Below are 13,430 nucleotides of genomic sequence, written 5' to 3'. Positions count from 1 at the left end.
AGCGTGATTATCCACGCTTTACCAAACAAAAGTAATTTTTTTTACTGATAGAAAAAAAGATATTTTCTCTTGCCGCTTTTCAATACAATCCTCCAATTAGAATTTCCTGCTTGGCTCGGCATAAAAAAAGGCGTGTATTTTACACGCCTTCTTTTTATTTTTTATTTTGATACAACACTGGGTTTAATTCCTCGTCGTTGTACATTTTCATTTGCTTGTACACTTTCATGTATTTATCACCTTGTGCAATATCGTTTAATAAATCGTCAATTGCCGTTGATAAATCTTGCTTTTGCTCTAACAAAACATCTAATTTTTCTTGACATTTTGCTCTGTGTTCTGGTGTTGCTTCAGCTCTTGTTGCCTCTTCGCGCATGTGGTAAATTTTCAACGCTAAAATAGAGTAACGATCAATTGCCCAAGCTGGACTTTCAGAGTTGATTTTAGCCTCTGCTTTTACCTGAACATCTTTGTACTTATTCAAGAAATAACTATCGATATACTCAACCATATCCGTTCTTTCTTGGTTTGATGCGTCAATTCTTCTCTTTAACGTCAAAGCTGCTACTGGATCAATTTGCGGATCACGAATAATATCTTCAAAATGCCATTGAACGGTATCAATCCAATTTTTTAGATATAATAAATGTTTGATATCATCTTTTGGATAAGGATTGCTAATTGGCTGATCTACATTATCATATTTATGATAGTCACGAATACTCTCTTCGAATATTGGAAAGGCTAATGCTGAAAACATATGAATAATTTTATTTACAAATATAGTTTTAATACTTTTATGGTACTAATTATACCGTTATGAAAATTCACTATATTTCTGAGGAGAATAGCATTTTAAATCATTTCTTAGCCCAGCTTCGCGATGTAAACATTCAAAAAGACAGCATGCGTTTTAGAAAAAACATCGAGCGCATTGGCGAAATTATGGCTTATGAACTGAGTAAAAAACTACCTTTTAAAGCGCTAGATGTACAAACTCCTTTGGGAATTAAGCACACCACTTGCATTGAAGACAACGTTGTGTTGTGTTCTATTTTGCGTGCGGGACTAGCTTTACACACAGGATTTATGAACTTTTTTGACGATGCCGAAAACGGATTCGTCTCTGCTTACCGCCGTCATGGCAAGCATGGAGAAGCAAGTGAAATCTTAGTTGAGTATCAAGCAGCACCTTCGTTTCAAGACAAGATTTTAATTCTCATTGATCCGATGTTAGCAACAGGACAATCACTTGTTGCAGTTATCAACAAGTTAATGAATGAGGAAAAACCAAAAGAATTACATCTTGCAGTTGTTATTGCTGCTCCAGAGGGAATTCAGTATTTAGAAGAAAACCTTCCTGCTGATGTACACTTATGGGTTGCGACTTTAGATGAAAAATTAGATGATCACAATTACATTGTGCCAGGTTTAGGAGATGCGGGTGACCTCGCTTATGGTCAAAAATTATAAGATAATTAATTGTACAAGGTAGAAAAACAAGCCAATACAGAAAATACTGTACACGTTGGCTTCCTTTCTCCATCTTTGTGGGATACTTTCAATATAATTTGCACCTAAAATCGCTAATGGAAAGAAAGTAAACAACAATAATCCGTTAGATTTATCGGCAGATATCACATAAATAGCAGCACCTATGAGAAATGAAAGTATAATTTTCTTGTAGGTGTTTTGCATATTATAGGGTCTGCTCTTGATGGCTAAAGCCTGAGAAACAGAGTATAAAAGGGCAATAGACACAAATACAGCTAAGGCAATATTTTGGTAAATATTTTCAAAATACATGAAATCAAAACTAACTTGAACGCGTTCTGTCCACCAAGTTAAAAAATGTTGCTCTTCAATCAACAAATAGAGACTTAATAGAATTGAAGCGCCAAAAAAAGCAATAATTGGGATGATCCAATTGCGATAATCCTTTGCGCCAAAAAAAGCTATCGCATAAAACAGTAGGATTAAATACAAGATGCTCCAAAAATGAAATAAACTTGCAATACAAATCCACAGCGAGGCATCTAATAGCTTCTCTTTAGACTGTTTAAGGGAGTGTAAGGACAAAATGCGACGCAGGGCCAATAAAATAAGATAACTGGCTATAATCACGCGTACATTCTCAAAAGACGTAGGAAATACAAATAGAAAACTCGTAAAAATAAGAGGAACATACCCTGTATCATCAACTAATCGATTGCGCGAAACGATAAATTGAGAGACATACATCATGAGTAACAATAGCAATAAAACACATCCTCTTTTGAGCATTTCATAGGTGGTCCACTCAATACTAGAATCTAAACCAATAAATAAACAATAGCCTGTTACGATTAAAAGCGTAAGCATGATGTAGTTAATCGGTCTAGTTTTACTAAAAATACTTGCTAACATGTATATATTTTATATTTTTGTAGTACTATTTGTTTTTTTGGGTGTTTTGTATCCGTACCAAATATTATAAAATTCAAATAATATTATCTAATTTAAAAATAAAGGAAAATGACTTCATTTTTTAATGGTTTAGGATTCTTGTTTGAAAAGGTACTTTTCATTCCAATGGATTTCTTTGCAAAACTAGAACTTGAGAACTGGTGGACTGCAAACATCATTACTTGGATTTTCATCCTAATTACTTGCTACTTCTTTGTATTTTGGTTAAAACAATTGCAATTGTTCAAATCGAAAAATGAAGATACACAAGATACTACAGCCCACTCATTTCTAAAGTAATCCACTATCTTAAAGATCGAATCCGATATCTTTACGATAATAAATCTTATCGAAATTTAGTTTATCTATATTTTGATAAGATTTTTTTAATGCCTCTTCGTAACTATTCCCATAGGAAGTAACCGCTAAAACACGTCCTCCATTCGTTACAACTTCATTGTCTTTTAGTGCTGTTCCTGCATGGAAAACGATAGAATCTTCTACTTGTTCAATTCCAGTAATGACTTTTCCTTTTTCATAATCCTCTGGATAACCTCCAGACACAAGCATTACCGTTGTTGCACTACGCGAATCTAATTCAATCGTTTTTGTATCCAATTCTTCTTTTGCAATCGCTTGGAATAATTCCACTAAATCTGATTTAACTCTTGGCATAACCACTTCTGTTTCAGGATCTCCCATACGCACATTGTATTCAATTACGAATGGATCTTCTCCTACTTTAATGATACCAATAAAGATAAATCCTTTATAATCTAATTGATCTTTCTTAATTCCTTCTACGGTAGGAATCACAATGCGATCCTCTATTTTTTTCAAGAAATCATCTGTTGCAAAAGGCACTGGAGAAACAGCTCCCATACCTCCTGTATTCAATCCTTTATCTCCTTCTCCGATTCGTTTATAATCTTTGGCTGTAGGTAATAACTGATAAGATTTACCATCCGTTAGCACGAAACAACTTAATTCGATTCCCGATAAAAACTCTTCGATTACTACTTTTGAACTCGCATCTCCAAATTTAGCATCAACCAACATATTTTCTAACTCAGCTTTTGCATCTTCTAAATTTTCCAAGATCACCACTCCTTTTCCTGCCGCTAATCCATCCGCTTTTAAAACATAGGGTGCTTTTACAGTTTCTAAGAATTTCTTACCTTCTTCAACTGTGTCTTTCGTGAAACTTTGATACGCTGCTGTAGGGATGTTGTGTTTCATTAAAAACTCTTTTGCAAAGTCTTTACTTCCTTCTAATTGAGCCGCCTTTTTAGAGGGACCAATTACAGGAATGTGTTGAATACTTGGATCTTGTTTAAAGAAGTCAACAATTCCCTTTACTAATGGATCTTCTGGTCCAACGACAACCATGTCAATTTGATTAGCTAAAACGGTTTGTTTTACAGCCTCAAAATCATTGGGATTGATCGCTATATTTTTCGCAATTTGAGCAGTTCCTGCGTTACCAGGAGCAACAAAAACAGCCTTACATTGTGGGCTTTGTAACATTTTCCATGTTAATGCGTGCTCACGTCCACCTGAACCTAATAATAAAATATTCATTAATTGTGTTGTTTGTTATTAAGGCTCAAAAATAATTATAAAAAAATGAATAAAGAAAAAGTTCCTAAGAATAAGAGGAACAACTTACTAAAAAGATTTAATACGCTTTTTCTTCTCCTCTAAAAACGTTGTAAACGGTGAGATAAATAATTTTTAAATCTAATAAAATAGACCAATTTTCAAGATAGAATAAATCGTACTTGAATCGATTAATTATATCTCTGTCATTTTCAATTTCACCACGATATCCATGGGTTTGAGCCATTCCTGTAATTCCGGGTTTCACTAAGTGTCTTAACATGAATCGACTCACGCGTTTAGAGTACATTTTGGTGTGTACAACCATGTGTGGGCGTGGTCCTACAATAGACATATTTCCGAGAAATACATTGATAAATTGAGGAAATTCATCCAAACTAGACTTGCGTAGGAAAGCTCCTATTCGCGTAATACGTTGATCGTTTCGCGTAGCTTGTTGTTTATCGCTATTCTCGTTTATATGCATGGATCTAAACTTATAACACCAGAATTCTTCATCGTTTAATCCCGTTCTTTTTTGCTTGAAAAAAACAGGGCCTTTTGATTCTCTTTTGATTAAGAAAGCAACCAAAGGAACAAGCCAAGACAAGATAAAAACAATCACTAAAATAGAGAATACTAAATCAAACAATCGCTTAAGCAGTATATTATACGGTTTATCTAAAGGGATTACTCTTCGGGGTACAACAGGTATTAAATCGTAGTACTCTACAGCGAAATTATTGTTCAGGATATCTTTTTGTGTAGGGATATAGTGAACAGTAATCATACTGCTATCTGCAAATTCTAAAATAGCTAAGAAGTTCTTCTCTTTCGTCAGAGAGAACTGAATAAAAATTTCGTCTACCTCGTTTTCGGACAGATATTTTTTCAAATCTTCCAAACTATCGTCTTCCAAATTGAAGAAGTGATTCGTTATTCGATAACCTAAATCCGTCCTTTTAAGCAAAACTGATTTTAAATTATCAACTTCTTTTTCACTACCTACTAACACAATATTTCTAAAGTTTCCACCTAAAAATTTTCGAATGTATTTCAACAAAAAGAAAATGGTAAACTTTATGGTACAAATAATTACAAAAATAGAGATGCCATAGCCAACAAGTTCATTAGCCTCAGCAAATCGATCTAAAATACCGTTATAAGATGCGACGAGTATAAATTGAAAGATAAATTGCTTGCATACCTTTTCTGCAACACGCACTGTTTTCGTGTGTCGAAACACCTCATAATACCCACTTAAACCCGCAGCAATTAACCATCCGATAGACAAAATCAGATGAAATAAAAAATGTCCCTCCGTCAAGCTTGAAAACCAAACCTGAGCTAATGCATTGATGATAATCAAGTCAATACACGTGGTTAAAGGGCGTATCAAATAAGAATACCTACCTGCTTTTTTACTCATTAATAAATGTAATTTGAAAAATCTTTATGTTCTTCTTTTGCTAAATCTTCTTTTGTAAAGGATTTGAAATATGACAAGGTGCGATTCATCCCTTCTGTTCGGTCGATTTTAGGAGACCATCCCAGTATCGTTTTAGCTTTGGTTATATCAGGACAACGCTGTAGTGGATCATTTATTGGCAAATCCTTAAAAATTATTTTTTGATCGCTATTTGTCAGGTTAATAATTTCTTTCGCAAAATCTAGGATAGTAATCTCATCTGGATTTCCAATATTAACAGGTAAATGATAATCTGACAGTAGTAAGCGGTATATTCCCTCTACTTGATCATCTACATAGCAAAACGATCTTGTTTGAAGACCATCGCCAAAAACAGTGAGATCTTCTCCGCGCAAAGCTTGACCAATAAAGGCAGGAATTACTCGCCCGTCATTGAGTCGCATGCGAGGACCATAAGTATTAAAAATCCGTACAATTCTCGTGTCTAAACCGTGAAAAGTATGATATGCCATCGTTATAGATTCTTGAAATCGCTTGGCTTCGTCGTAAACACCTCTTGGCCCTATGCTATTGACATTGCCATAATACTCTTCCGTCTGAGGGTGTATCAAAGGATCTCCATAGACTTCCGAAGTAGAAGCAATCAAAATTCTAGCACTCTTGACACGAGCTAATCCCAATAAATTATGTGTTCCTAAAGAACCTACTTTAAGCGTTTGAATCGGAATTTTCAAATAATCAATAGGACTTGCTGGTGAAGCAAAATGCAAGATATAATCTAATTCACCAGGTACGTGAACAAATTTGGTCACATCGTGATGATAAAATTCAAAATGAGCCTCCGCAAACAAATGTTCAATGTTTTTTAAATCTCCAGTAATTAAATTATCCATTCCTATTACGTGAAATCCTTCTGCGAGGAATCGATCACATAAATGAGATCCTAAAAAACCTGCTGCACCTGTTATTAAAATACGTTTCATCCTATTTTTCATTTCAAACAAAGTTAAGGAACTTTATCAATTCTCAGAATTAGTTCCTTAATGATTTTACAAATCCTAAATAAATAAACTAAATTTGTCTTTAAAAATTTAGACTGCTAATGCGAATTATCCATATTGTAGAATCTTTTGGTGGAGGTGTGTATTCTTATTTCAAGGACTTGGCTTTGTTTTTTAGTCAATACCCTGATATTGAAACCTATATTATATACAGCAACAAGCGAAAAGAAATTACACAAGATCAAATTGACCAAGATTTTCCTTCTTCTATTCGGTTAATTCCTATTGAAATGGAAAGAGAACTTAGACCATTACAGGATATACGCTCTACTTTTGCATTAAGACGTACCATTAAGCAACTGCAACCCGATGTTATTCATTTACACTCGTCTAAAGCTGGTGTGATTGGTAGATGGGCGTGTTTTATGTTGCAATTTAAACGCAAGGTGTTCTATACACCTCACGGATATTCTTTTTTGCGTCAGGATATTTCTCCTACCAAGCAAAAACTCTTTTACAGCATAGAAAAACTAACTCAACTTATTTTTGGTGGAACGACAATTGCTTGTGGGGATACAGAGTATAAAATTGCTCAAAGAATTGGCAGATCTCTTTTGGTTCGAAATGGAATTGACTTATCTCACCTTAATCAACACTATATTGAAAAAGAAAACAGCAGTTCACAATTAGTTATTGGAACAATTGGCAGAATTTCATACCAGAAAAATCCAGCGCTCTTCAATGCAGTTGCTTTGTTGTTTCCACAACATCAATTTATATGGATTGGTGATGGAGAGCTTCGCCATCAATTGACCGCACCTAATATTACCATATCGGGCTGGTTTACAAATAACACTGCGGTTTTTCCTTATTTAAATCAACTAGATCTATACATACAAACCTCGCTTTGGGAGGGGTTGCCAATCGCTGTTCTAGAAGCAATGGCTTTTAGAAAACCGATTATCGCTACAGATGTAATTGGAAATAACGATATTGTTCAACCTCAATACAACGGTTTCTTATTTACAAAAGAAACAGATTTACTTCCGCTAATAACTCAATTAGAAGATAACGATTATCGAAAGAATATGGGAGAACAAGCTTATGCTATTTGTCAAAATAAGTTTGATAAAAACAAAAACTTTAGTGAACTACTCACTCTATATCAGGCTTAATTTTTTGCAGTATCTTCCAGTTGTTGTTTGTAAAGCAATACGATAAGGGTAAGTACAAAACCAAACAAATACACCCCTAATTGTCTATTAAACAGATTCTCAACGAAACAAAAATTAAAAAGCGAACACGTTAACGCGATTGGAATAAAAAAGCGCTTCACTTTTACAAGGAGAAAGGCAAATAAGAGGCAAAGCAAACCACCTCCTACTACACCTGTTAAAACATAGTATTCAATAAATTGATTGTGTGTATTAAACAACGCTTCTAAAAAATAATCACGCATAGGGTTGCCGTGCGTATTATCTTCATAACACTGCGCTAATTTATCGTCTAAGGTTTTAACTTTTCCCAGTCCTTGTATAGGATTAAAGGTATCTTCATGAGTAAAAGAAAATGCGCATTTCCAAATCAACACACGCGGTTCCTTTTGCTCTAACCTCGAAACTAAGTTATCTAATGTTGATAGTGAATTGAGTTCAAAACGCTCTTTCAACGTAGGAGTTAGCGCAAAAAGAAGAACGATTGCCATACTAAAACCGAATAACCCAATGGCTTTTTTAATCCAATTGGTTTTCATGTAAAAAATCCCGTATAAAAGAGCGACAAGGATCAAGGAAACAATTTGTATACGATTTCCAATAAAAGCTAAGTAAGTTAAGAAAAGTAGACTTAATAGAATGAAATATAGTTTATACTTGTTCTGTCTACGCGATAAATACAAGCTAATTAATATCCCAATGTTCAACATAAAGCCAACATAAGGTCTTGCTACGACAAGTAGTGTATCGATGTGCCCTCCTTTATTTATGGTAAAATAATCCGTCGTTAGGTAGTACTGCAGTAAATTATAACTTCCTATTACAACTAAAAGAAGCAAACAACTCAAATAGCAATACAGGATAAATCGAATATCTTTAATCCAAAGTAAAACAGTAGAAGAAGCAAAGAGAATGGCCAAGAATCCAAAGCGTTTTTCACTTAAATCATCAAAAATAACACCGTGTATCCACTGAAAGACAATCATGGCTAAAAGTGTCCCATAAATCAATCGATTCTCTTTCCAATTGGCGAATAGCTGTGCTCTGTTTTCTTTAAAAGTAACAAGAAAAAAAAGCAATAAGGCAAGTAAGGCTAGATTGATAATCTTGAAATTAAACACTAAAAAACCAACATAGGTGGCTAACAAAGTGTGTTTAATGATTGTAATCGCTTTTTCTTTCATAACAATGGTGCTTCCTCAATCAACTTTTTTCTAAATAATCAAGCTAAGCTACTCCTTATTTACAAGTTTATATCCTATAGAAATAATAAATCTTCTAAAAAATTTCAAATTTGAAAAAAGGTAGAAAAACGCATATTCAACTATATTCAACTGTTTGTTTTGATACAGGTATTTAAAATTGGATAATTCTCCTCGTTGCATTTTGTAAATATCTCCGGATAAACCTGAATCTCCAAAATCTCGCTTCATTGTTATACTACAAGACAGATTTTCAAAGAGACAAACACCATAGTCACCTTTACTCAATAAATCGAAGAAAAAGCGATAATCTTCAGAGTGTTTTTGAGTAACATTAAACAAAACACCTTGTAAGTGTGCTCTTTTAACCATTGATGAAGACGTCAGAAAGTAGTTTTTAAAGCACAGTTTTTTAAAGTTTATTTTTGCTACATGTGCTGCGCTTATTTCAGGTTTAAAGACGCCTTTTTCTCCCCCTACGACGACTGCATCAGGGTAATTAGTCAATACCTCAACTTGTTTATTCAGCTTATCTTTATGCCAAACATCGTCAGAATCAAGAAAGGCAATCCAGTCTCCTTTGGCAAGGTTTAATCCAACATTTCTTGCTACAGAAGGCCCTTGATTTTTTTGCGTTACAACGGTAATAGATACAGGTTCATTGGCGTATTGCGTTTTGATTGCATACAGTTTTTCTAAGGTTTGATCTTTTGACCCATCATCTATTAAAAGAAGTTCAAAAGGAAGATAACTTTGACTAAAAACACTAGCTATGCATACATCAATAGTAGCACTACAATTATAACAAGGAATTACTACTGAAATTTTCACCTCTTTCATTTTTTATTTTGGTATTCATCAATATTAATACAAATGCATAGCTAATCCAGAAACCATACAGCATATAATCGTCATTTTGTCCCCAATTTACGATTAGTCCAACAAGGGTAATCAGCAATGTTTGCGCAAAAATACGCTTTGTCCCTGAAGTTCTAGCAATTAAAATGAGTGTTTCCTTGAGGCTTGTTACTTGGAACCAAACAAACAACAAAAAACCAATTATTCCTGTTTCGGCCAATAGTTTTGTATAGACATTAAAGGCTGGCGGATACATGCGGTCTTCTTCGTTTAAATACATCTCACTAAACTCATAATTATCTTTAACGGCCCAAGTGGGATAATAGTTCATTTTACTGTAGGTTTCTTGTCCCAATCCAACACCATAAATCGGAGAATCACTAAAGACATGCAAAGAAGCTACCTGCATTCCTATTCTACTTTTGTTTGAAATACTTGTCCCTACCAACTGCTCTATACTTGTTTGTTGTATGCGATCAAGTATACTACTTCCTTTTATTGCAAACAGCAAAAGGAGTACAAAGGCAAGGCTTTTCAAAGCAAAAAACGCATTGTTTATCACAAAATTTTGAACGGGTTTATAAAGCAATAGAATAACCAAAAGCTGAGGTAAAATAGAAACCAAAGCTGAACGTGCTCCACTAAAATAAACTAAAAACAGCACTAATGCGAAAGGAATAAAACGCCATTTACTCTGATTAGTCAGGATATAGCTAAACATCCATCCATGAATAAAAATGAGATAGGTTCCTAACGCAGGCACCTCAAAAGAGACAGAATTTAACCGCGTTGTATTGTAAAACAAATGTCCATTAACGAAGGGTAAATAATCAAGAGCTAAAAAAAGAGGTTCTAAACGAAAGACTTCAAATCTCAAGATCAGTAGTTGCAGCAAAGCATAAGCAAAAACAAAAAGAAAAGACCAAAAAATAATTTTCCTAGTCAGAAGAAAGATACTTTCTACTTTCATTCCTCTAAAAGCATTGTGAACCAGCAGTACGATACCTACTCCTACAAAAAGCAGCATAAAGAAATTAACGCCAAACATGTAAATTCCCGATTTTTGCTTGTAAAAATGTTGCACGATATCACTTAGGTTCAATAAAAGTGTCAAGACTGAAAAGGCCAAAAACAAGAAGAAGATCTTGTATGATTTGGAGAAGATTGGTACGGTTATTTTCTTTCTAAACACAAAAAAAGCAATGAATAACAATCCTATCGCGGGCAACCAAAAATAAGCGCTTCCCTCTTTCTTAAAAATGCTCAATATTTTATACCCCTCTAAACTATTGAAAGGTAAAAAGAACAACCCTAAGGAGAATAGTGCTAAATATAGTTTACGAAAATCCATTATCTGTTTAGTTTATTTTTCTCATCATCTCAATGAGTTTGGTTCGGTGTGCGATTGATAGCATCTGAACGAGGCCTTTGATCAATAACACACGCTTGTTTTGGATACACCAACCTATTATTTTTTCAAATTTAGAGCGATGCTGTACATAATACACATTCAGATGTTGTGCAGCATACAGAACCGTCGGTTCTTGCATAATTCGATCAATAAACGCATTCTTTTCTGCTCTTTTCATTTTGGACTTGGATAACCTAAAAAGTAAAAAACAAATACTATACATGAATCTTGATGACTTAAAGGTACGTATTTGTGCCTCACTAAAAGCTAAGGTAGCTGCATTTTTATAGTCATAATTAAACTTTTGAACGAGTTGTTCCAAAGCATTACTCCCCATAAAGTCTCTAGTCACACTCGCTTCATTCTCTAGATAATAATAGCCCGAATATGCAATTTGAACTAATGCATTCATGGTGGTATAGACTTGAAGATTGAACATTCCATCTTCTTCTAACGTCAAATTTTCATCGAATAAAATAGCCTTATCCATTAAAAAATCGCGTTTATATATTTTATTTACTACAGAGAGTAGATCTAAATTCTCAACGGTCAAATAGCGGGCTAATACTTCTTCTGCAAACTCTTTTTGGCTGTAAATTCTATTGGATTCGAGCAGTGATTCTTTATGTACAAAATTCCCTTCTTTTTCAATTAACAAACCACTGATAACCACATCAACTTCAGATGATGAACCTAACAATTGCTCATAAAAATCCTCTTTTACTGTGTCATCTGCATCTACAAAACCAATATATTCACCTCTGGCGGCCTTGATTCCTGTATTACGAGCGGAACTCACGCCTCCATTTTCCTTTGAGATGATTCGTATCCTAGGATCTGACATTGCATTTACAACCGCAAGAGTATGGTCGGTAGAACCATCGTCAACTACAATAATTTCAATAGCATTCAAACTTTGATTCAGAAGTGCTATCAACGTCCTTTCAATGAATTTTGCTCCATTGTAAACCGGAATAATAATACTAACTCGTGGTGTTGTCATGATGTTTTCAAAAAGGGTTTAGCATAATACCACATTCCTATAGCAAGCAGAGATTGGGCAATAGTACTGGCTATCGCTGTACCTACAAATCCCAACTGATAAGTTAATCCCACACATAATAAAACGCTAGCGATAGAGGTATAAAAAAAGACTTTAAAAAATAGATTTTCTTTGTTGTTTGTTAATAGAACTAACTTTCCAAACAGCTGATCTAGAAAAGAAAGTAACGGAAATAAAATCATAATTCGAAAAGCTAAAACACTTTGTGTTGGTTGGCTTCCAAAAAGGATGGTGAAAATGAATTCTGAAAAGAGAAACAACAGTACAAGACCTACTATATCAGCCAAAGCACCAAAACGCGCTAATTTCTTAATTTGGAGAATTGCTTTTGTTTTGTTTTCTAGCATCAACTTAGAGATATACGGATAAAAGGCATTGATAATTGGCGCTTGAAGATTAGACACTGCGCGAATTACCTTTTCTGCAGTTGCATAATAACCCACAGCACTATCATTTAATAAAAATCCGACAATCAATACGTTTGCATTTGCAATTAGTGCAATCTGAAATTCCGACATAAAAAGATATTTCGCCTGACGTAGTTGTTCTTTTACTTGCTTAAAACTGCAAAAGGAAAAGTGAATATTAAACTTTGATCTTACTACCCAAAGTGCAGATATCCCACTCAGCAAAAAGCCCATAGAAGTAAGCAGTGGTGCGTAATAATAATCACTTTCTTGTTTGACCACAATAAAGATTAAAAGTGTACAACTTGTTTTAAATATAACATTTAAATACGTTATATATTTCATTTGTTGTAAGCCTTGAAACAGCCAAACGGGAAACAGTGCTTGTCCAATAACCATGACATAAGTAAAGAGATATACCTCTAAATCGGTTCTAAACTTTGGTATTAGAATAACCGTTAATAAGAAAACAACCGTACTGACACAAAGCAAGAAAAGCTTTGTAGTCAACACTTTATTAAAAATATATTGAACTGCTTTAGTATCTCTAGATACAACAGATACATCCCTTGTTGAAATTGTGTTGAATCCATACTCCACCACAATTTGAAAAAAGGTTACGAATGCCAAGGCAAAACTGATCAAACCAAATTTTTCAACACCAACTACGCGAAGCAAATAGGGAATCGTTAAGAAAGGCAGGAGTATATTTAAAACCTGCAATACCGTTAAGGATAAAAAATTGCCGATTAATACTCTAAAATTCTGTTCCTTAAAAAACATTTTGATCCGATTCATAAC

General features: G+C 34.2%; 13 protein-coding genes. 3 read left to right on the top strand and 10 right to left on the bottom strand.

What is annotated here, in order from left to right; genetic code table 11:
- Window positions 1-154 precede the first annotated feature (154 nt).
- Window positions 155-760, bottom strand: coding sequence for a DUF4254 domain-containing protein (locus H4K33_RS08100; protein WP_182647955.1), 606 nt, complete (start codon window positions 758-760; stop codon window positions 155-157).
- 59 nt (window positions 761-819) lie between these two features.
- Between H4K33_RS08100 and upp the strand changes: the two genes are divergently transcribed.
- Window positions 820-1,473 (top strand): uracil phosphoribosyltransferase, encoded by a 654-nt coding sequence (gene upp / locus H4K33_RS08095; RefSeq protein ID WP_182647954.1) that lies wholly within the window; start codon window positions 820-822, stop codon window positions 1,471-1,473.
- Here the strand turns inward: upp and H4K33_RS08090 are convergent.
- On the bottom strand, window positions 1,468-2,406 hold the full coding sequence (locus H4K33_RS08090; RefSeq protein ID WP_182647953.1) for a DUF6427 family protein: 939 nt from the start codon (window positions 2,404-2,406) through the stop codon (window positions 1,468-1,470). The two genes, upp and H4K33_RS08090, sit on opposite strands and share 6 nt — an antisense overlap.
- Before the next feature lie 108 nt (window positions 2,407-2,514).
- On the opposite strand from H4K33_RS08090, the gene H4K33_RS08085 reads away from it, so the two are divergent.
- Window positions 2,515-2,745 carry a uracil phosphoribosyltransferase gene (locus H4K33_RS08085; RefSeq protein ID WP_182647952.1) on the top strand — a complete coding sequence of 77 codons (231 nt, stop codon included), beginning with the start codon at window positions 2,515-2,517 and terminating at the stop codon, window positions 2,743-2,745.
- A 9-nt stretch (window positions 2,746-2,754) separates the two neighbouring features.
- Here H4K33_RS08085 and purD read toward each other — a convergent pair whose 3' ends face one another.
- The 3 genes from purD to H4K33_RS08070 form a co-directional block, all read right to left on the bottom strand.
- A complete protein-coding gene (purD, locus tag H4K33_RS08080) occupies window positions 2,755-4,026 on the bottom strand; it encodes a phosphoribosylamine--glycine ligase (protein WP_182647951.1) in 1,272 nt (423 codons plus the stop codon).
- Window positions 4,027-4,123: 97 nt separating this feature from the next.
- Window positions 4,124-5,473 (bottom strand): exopolysaccharide biosynthesis polyprenyl glycosylphosphotransferase, encoded by a 1,350-nt coding sequence (locus H4K33_RS08075; protein ID WP_182647950.1) that lies wholly within the window; start codon window positions 5,471-5,473, stop codon window positions 4,124-4,126.
- Window positions 5,473-6,456: a UDP-glucuronic acid decarboxylase family protein gene (locus H4K33_RS08070; RefSeq protein WP_182647949.1), complete on the bottom strand. Its 984-nt coding sequence runs from the start codon at window positions 6,454-6,456 to the stop codon at window positions 5,473-5,475. Before H4K33_RS08070 ends, H4K33_RS08075 begins: the two co-directional genes overlap by 1 nt.
- A 119-nt stretch (window positions 6,457-6,575) precedes the next feature.
- Between H4K33_RS08070 and H4K33_RS08065 the strand changes: the two genes are divergently transcribed.
- Complete coding sequence (locus H4K33_RS08065; RefSeq protein ID WP_182647948.1) at window positions 6,576-7,649, top strand: glycosyltransferase; 1,074 nt, start codon at window positions 6,576-6,578, stop codon at window positions 7,647-7,649.
- Here H4K33_RS08065 and H4K33_RS08060 read toward each other — a convergent pair.
- Genes H4K33_RS08060 through H4K33_RS08040 form a run of 5 tightly spaced genes read right to left on the bottom strand, consistent with a single transcriptional unit; the run spans window position 7,646 to window position 13,427 of the window.
- A complete protein-coding gene (locus H4K33_RS08060) occupies window positions 7,646-8,872 on the bottom strand; it encodes an O-antigen ligase family protein (protein ID WP_182647947.1) in 1,227 nt (408 codons plus the stop codon). The two genes, H4K33_RS08065 and H4K33_RS08060, sit on opposite strands and share 4 nt — an antisense overlap.
- Before the next feature lie 48 nt (window positions 8,873-8,920).
- A complete protein-coding gene (locus H4K33_RS08055) occupies window positions 8,921-9,721 on the bottom strand; it encodes a glycosyltransferase family 2 protein (protein ID WP_182647946.1) in 801 nt (266 codons plus the stop codon).
- Window positions 9,690-11,099, bottom strand: coding sequence for an O-antigen ligase (locus tag H4K33_RS08050; RefSeq protein WP_182647945.1), 1,410 nt, complete (start codon window positions 11,097-11,099; stop codon window positions 9,690-9,692). Before H4K33_RS08050 ends, H4K33_RS08055 begins: the two co-directional genes overlap by 32 nt.
- Window positions 11,100-11,106: 7 nt before the next feature.
- On the bottom strand, window positions 11,107-12,162 hold the full coding sequence (locus H4K33_RS08045) for a glycosyltransferase family A protein (RefSeq protein ID WP_182647944.1): 1,056 nt from the start codon (window positions 12,160-12,162) through the stop codon (window positions 11,107-11,109).
- Window positions 12,159-13,427: a flippase gene (locus tag H4K33_RS08040; protein ID WP_182647943.1), complete on the bottom strand. Its 1,269-nt coding sequence runs from the start codon at window positions 13,425-13,427 to the stop codon at window positions 12,159-12,161. The genes H4K33_RS08045 and H4K33_RS08040 overlap by 4 nt, the downstream gene beginning before the upstream one ends.
- Window positions 13,428-13,430: the final 3 nt, after the last annotated feature.

Origin of the sequence: Myroides sp. WP-1, assembly GCF_014145635.1 — a bacterium.
GTDB lineage: Bacteria > Bacteroidota > Bacteroidia > Flavobacteriales > Flavobacteriaceae > Flavobacterium.
Note: the sequence above shows the minus strand (reverse complement) of the source record. Positions and strands in the feature narration are given on the sequence as shown.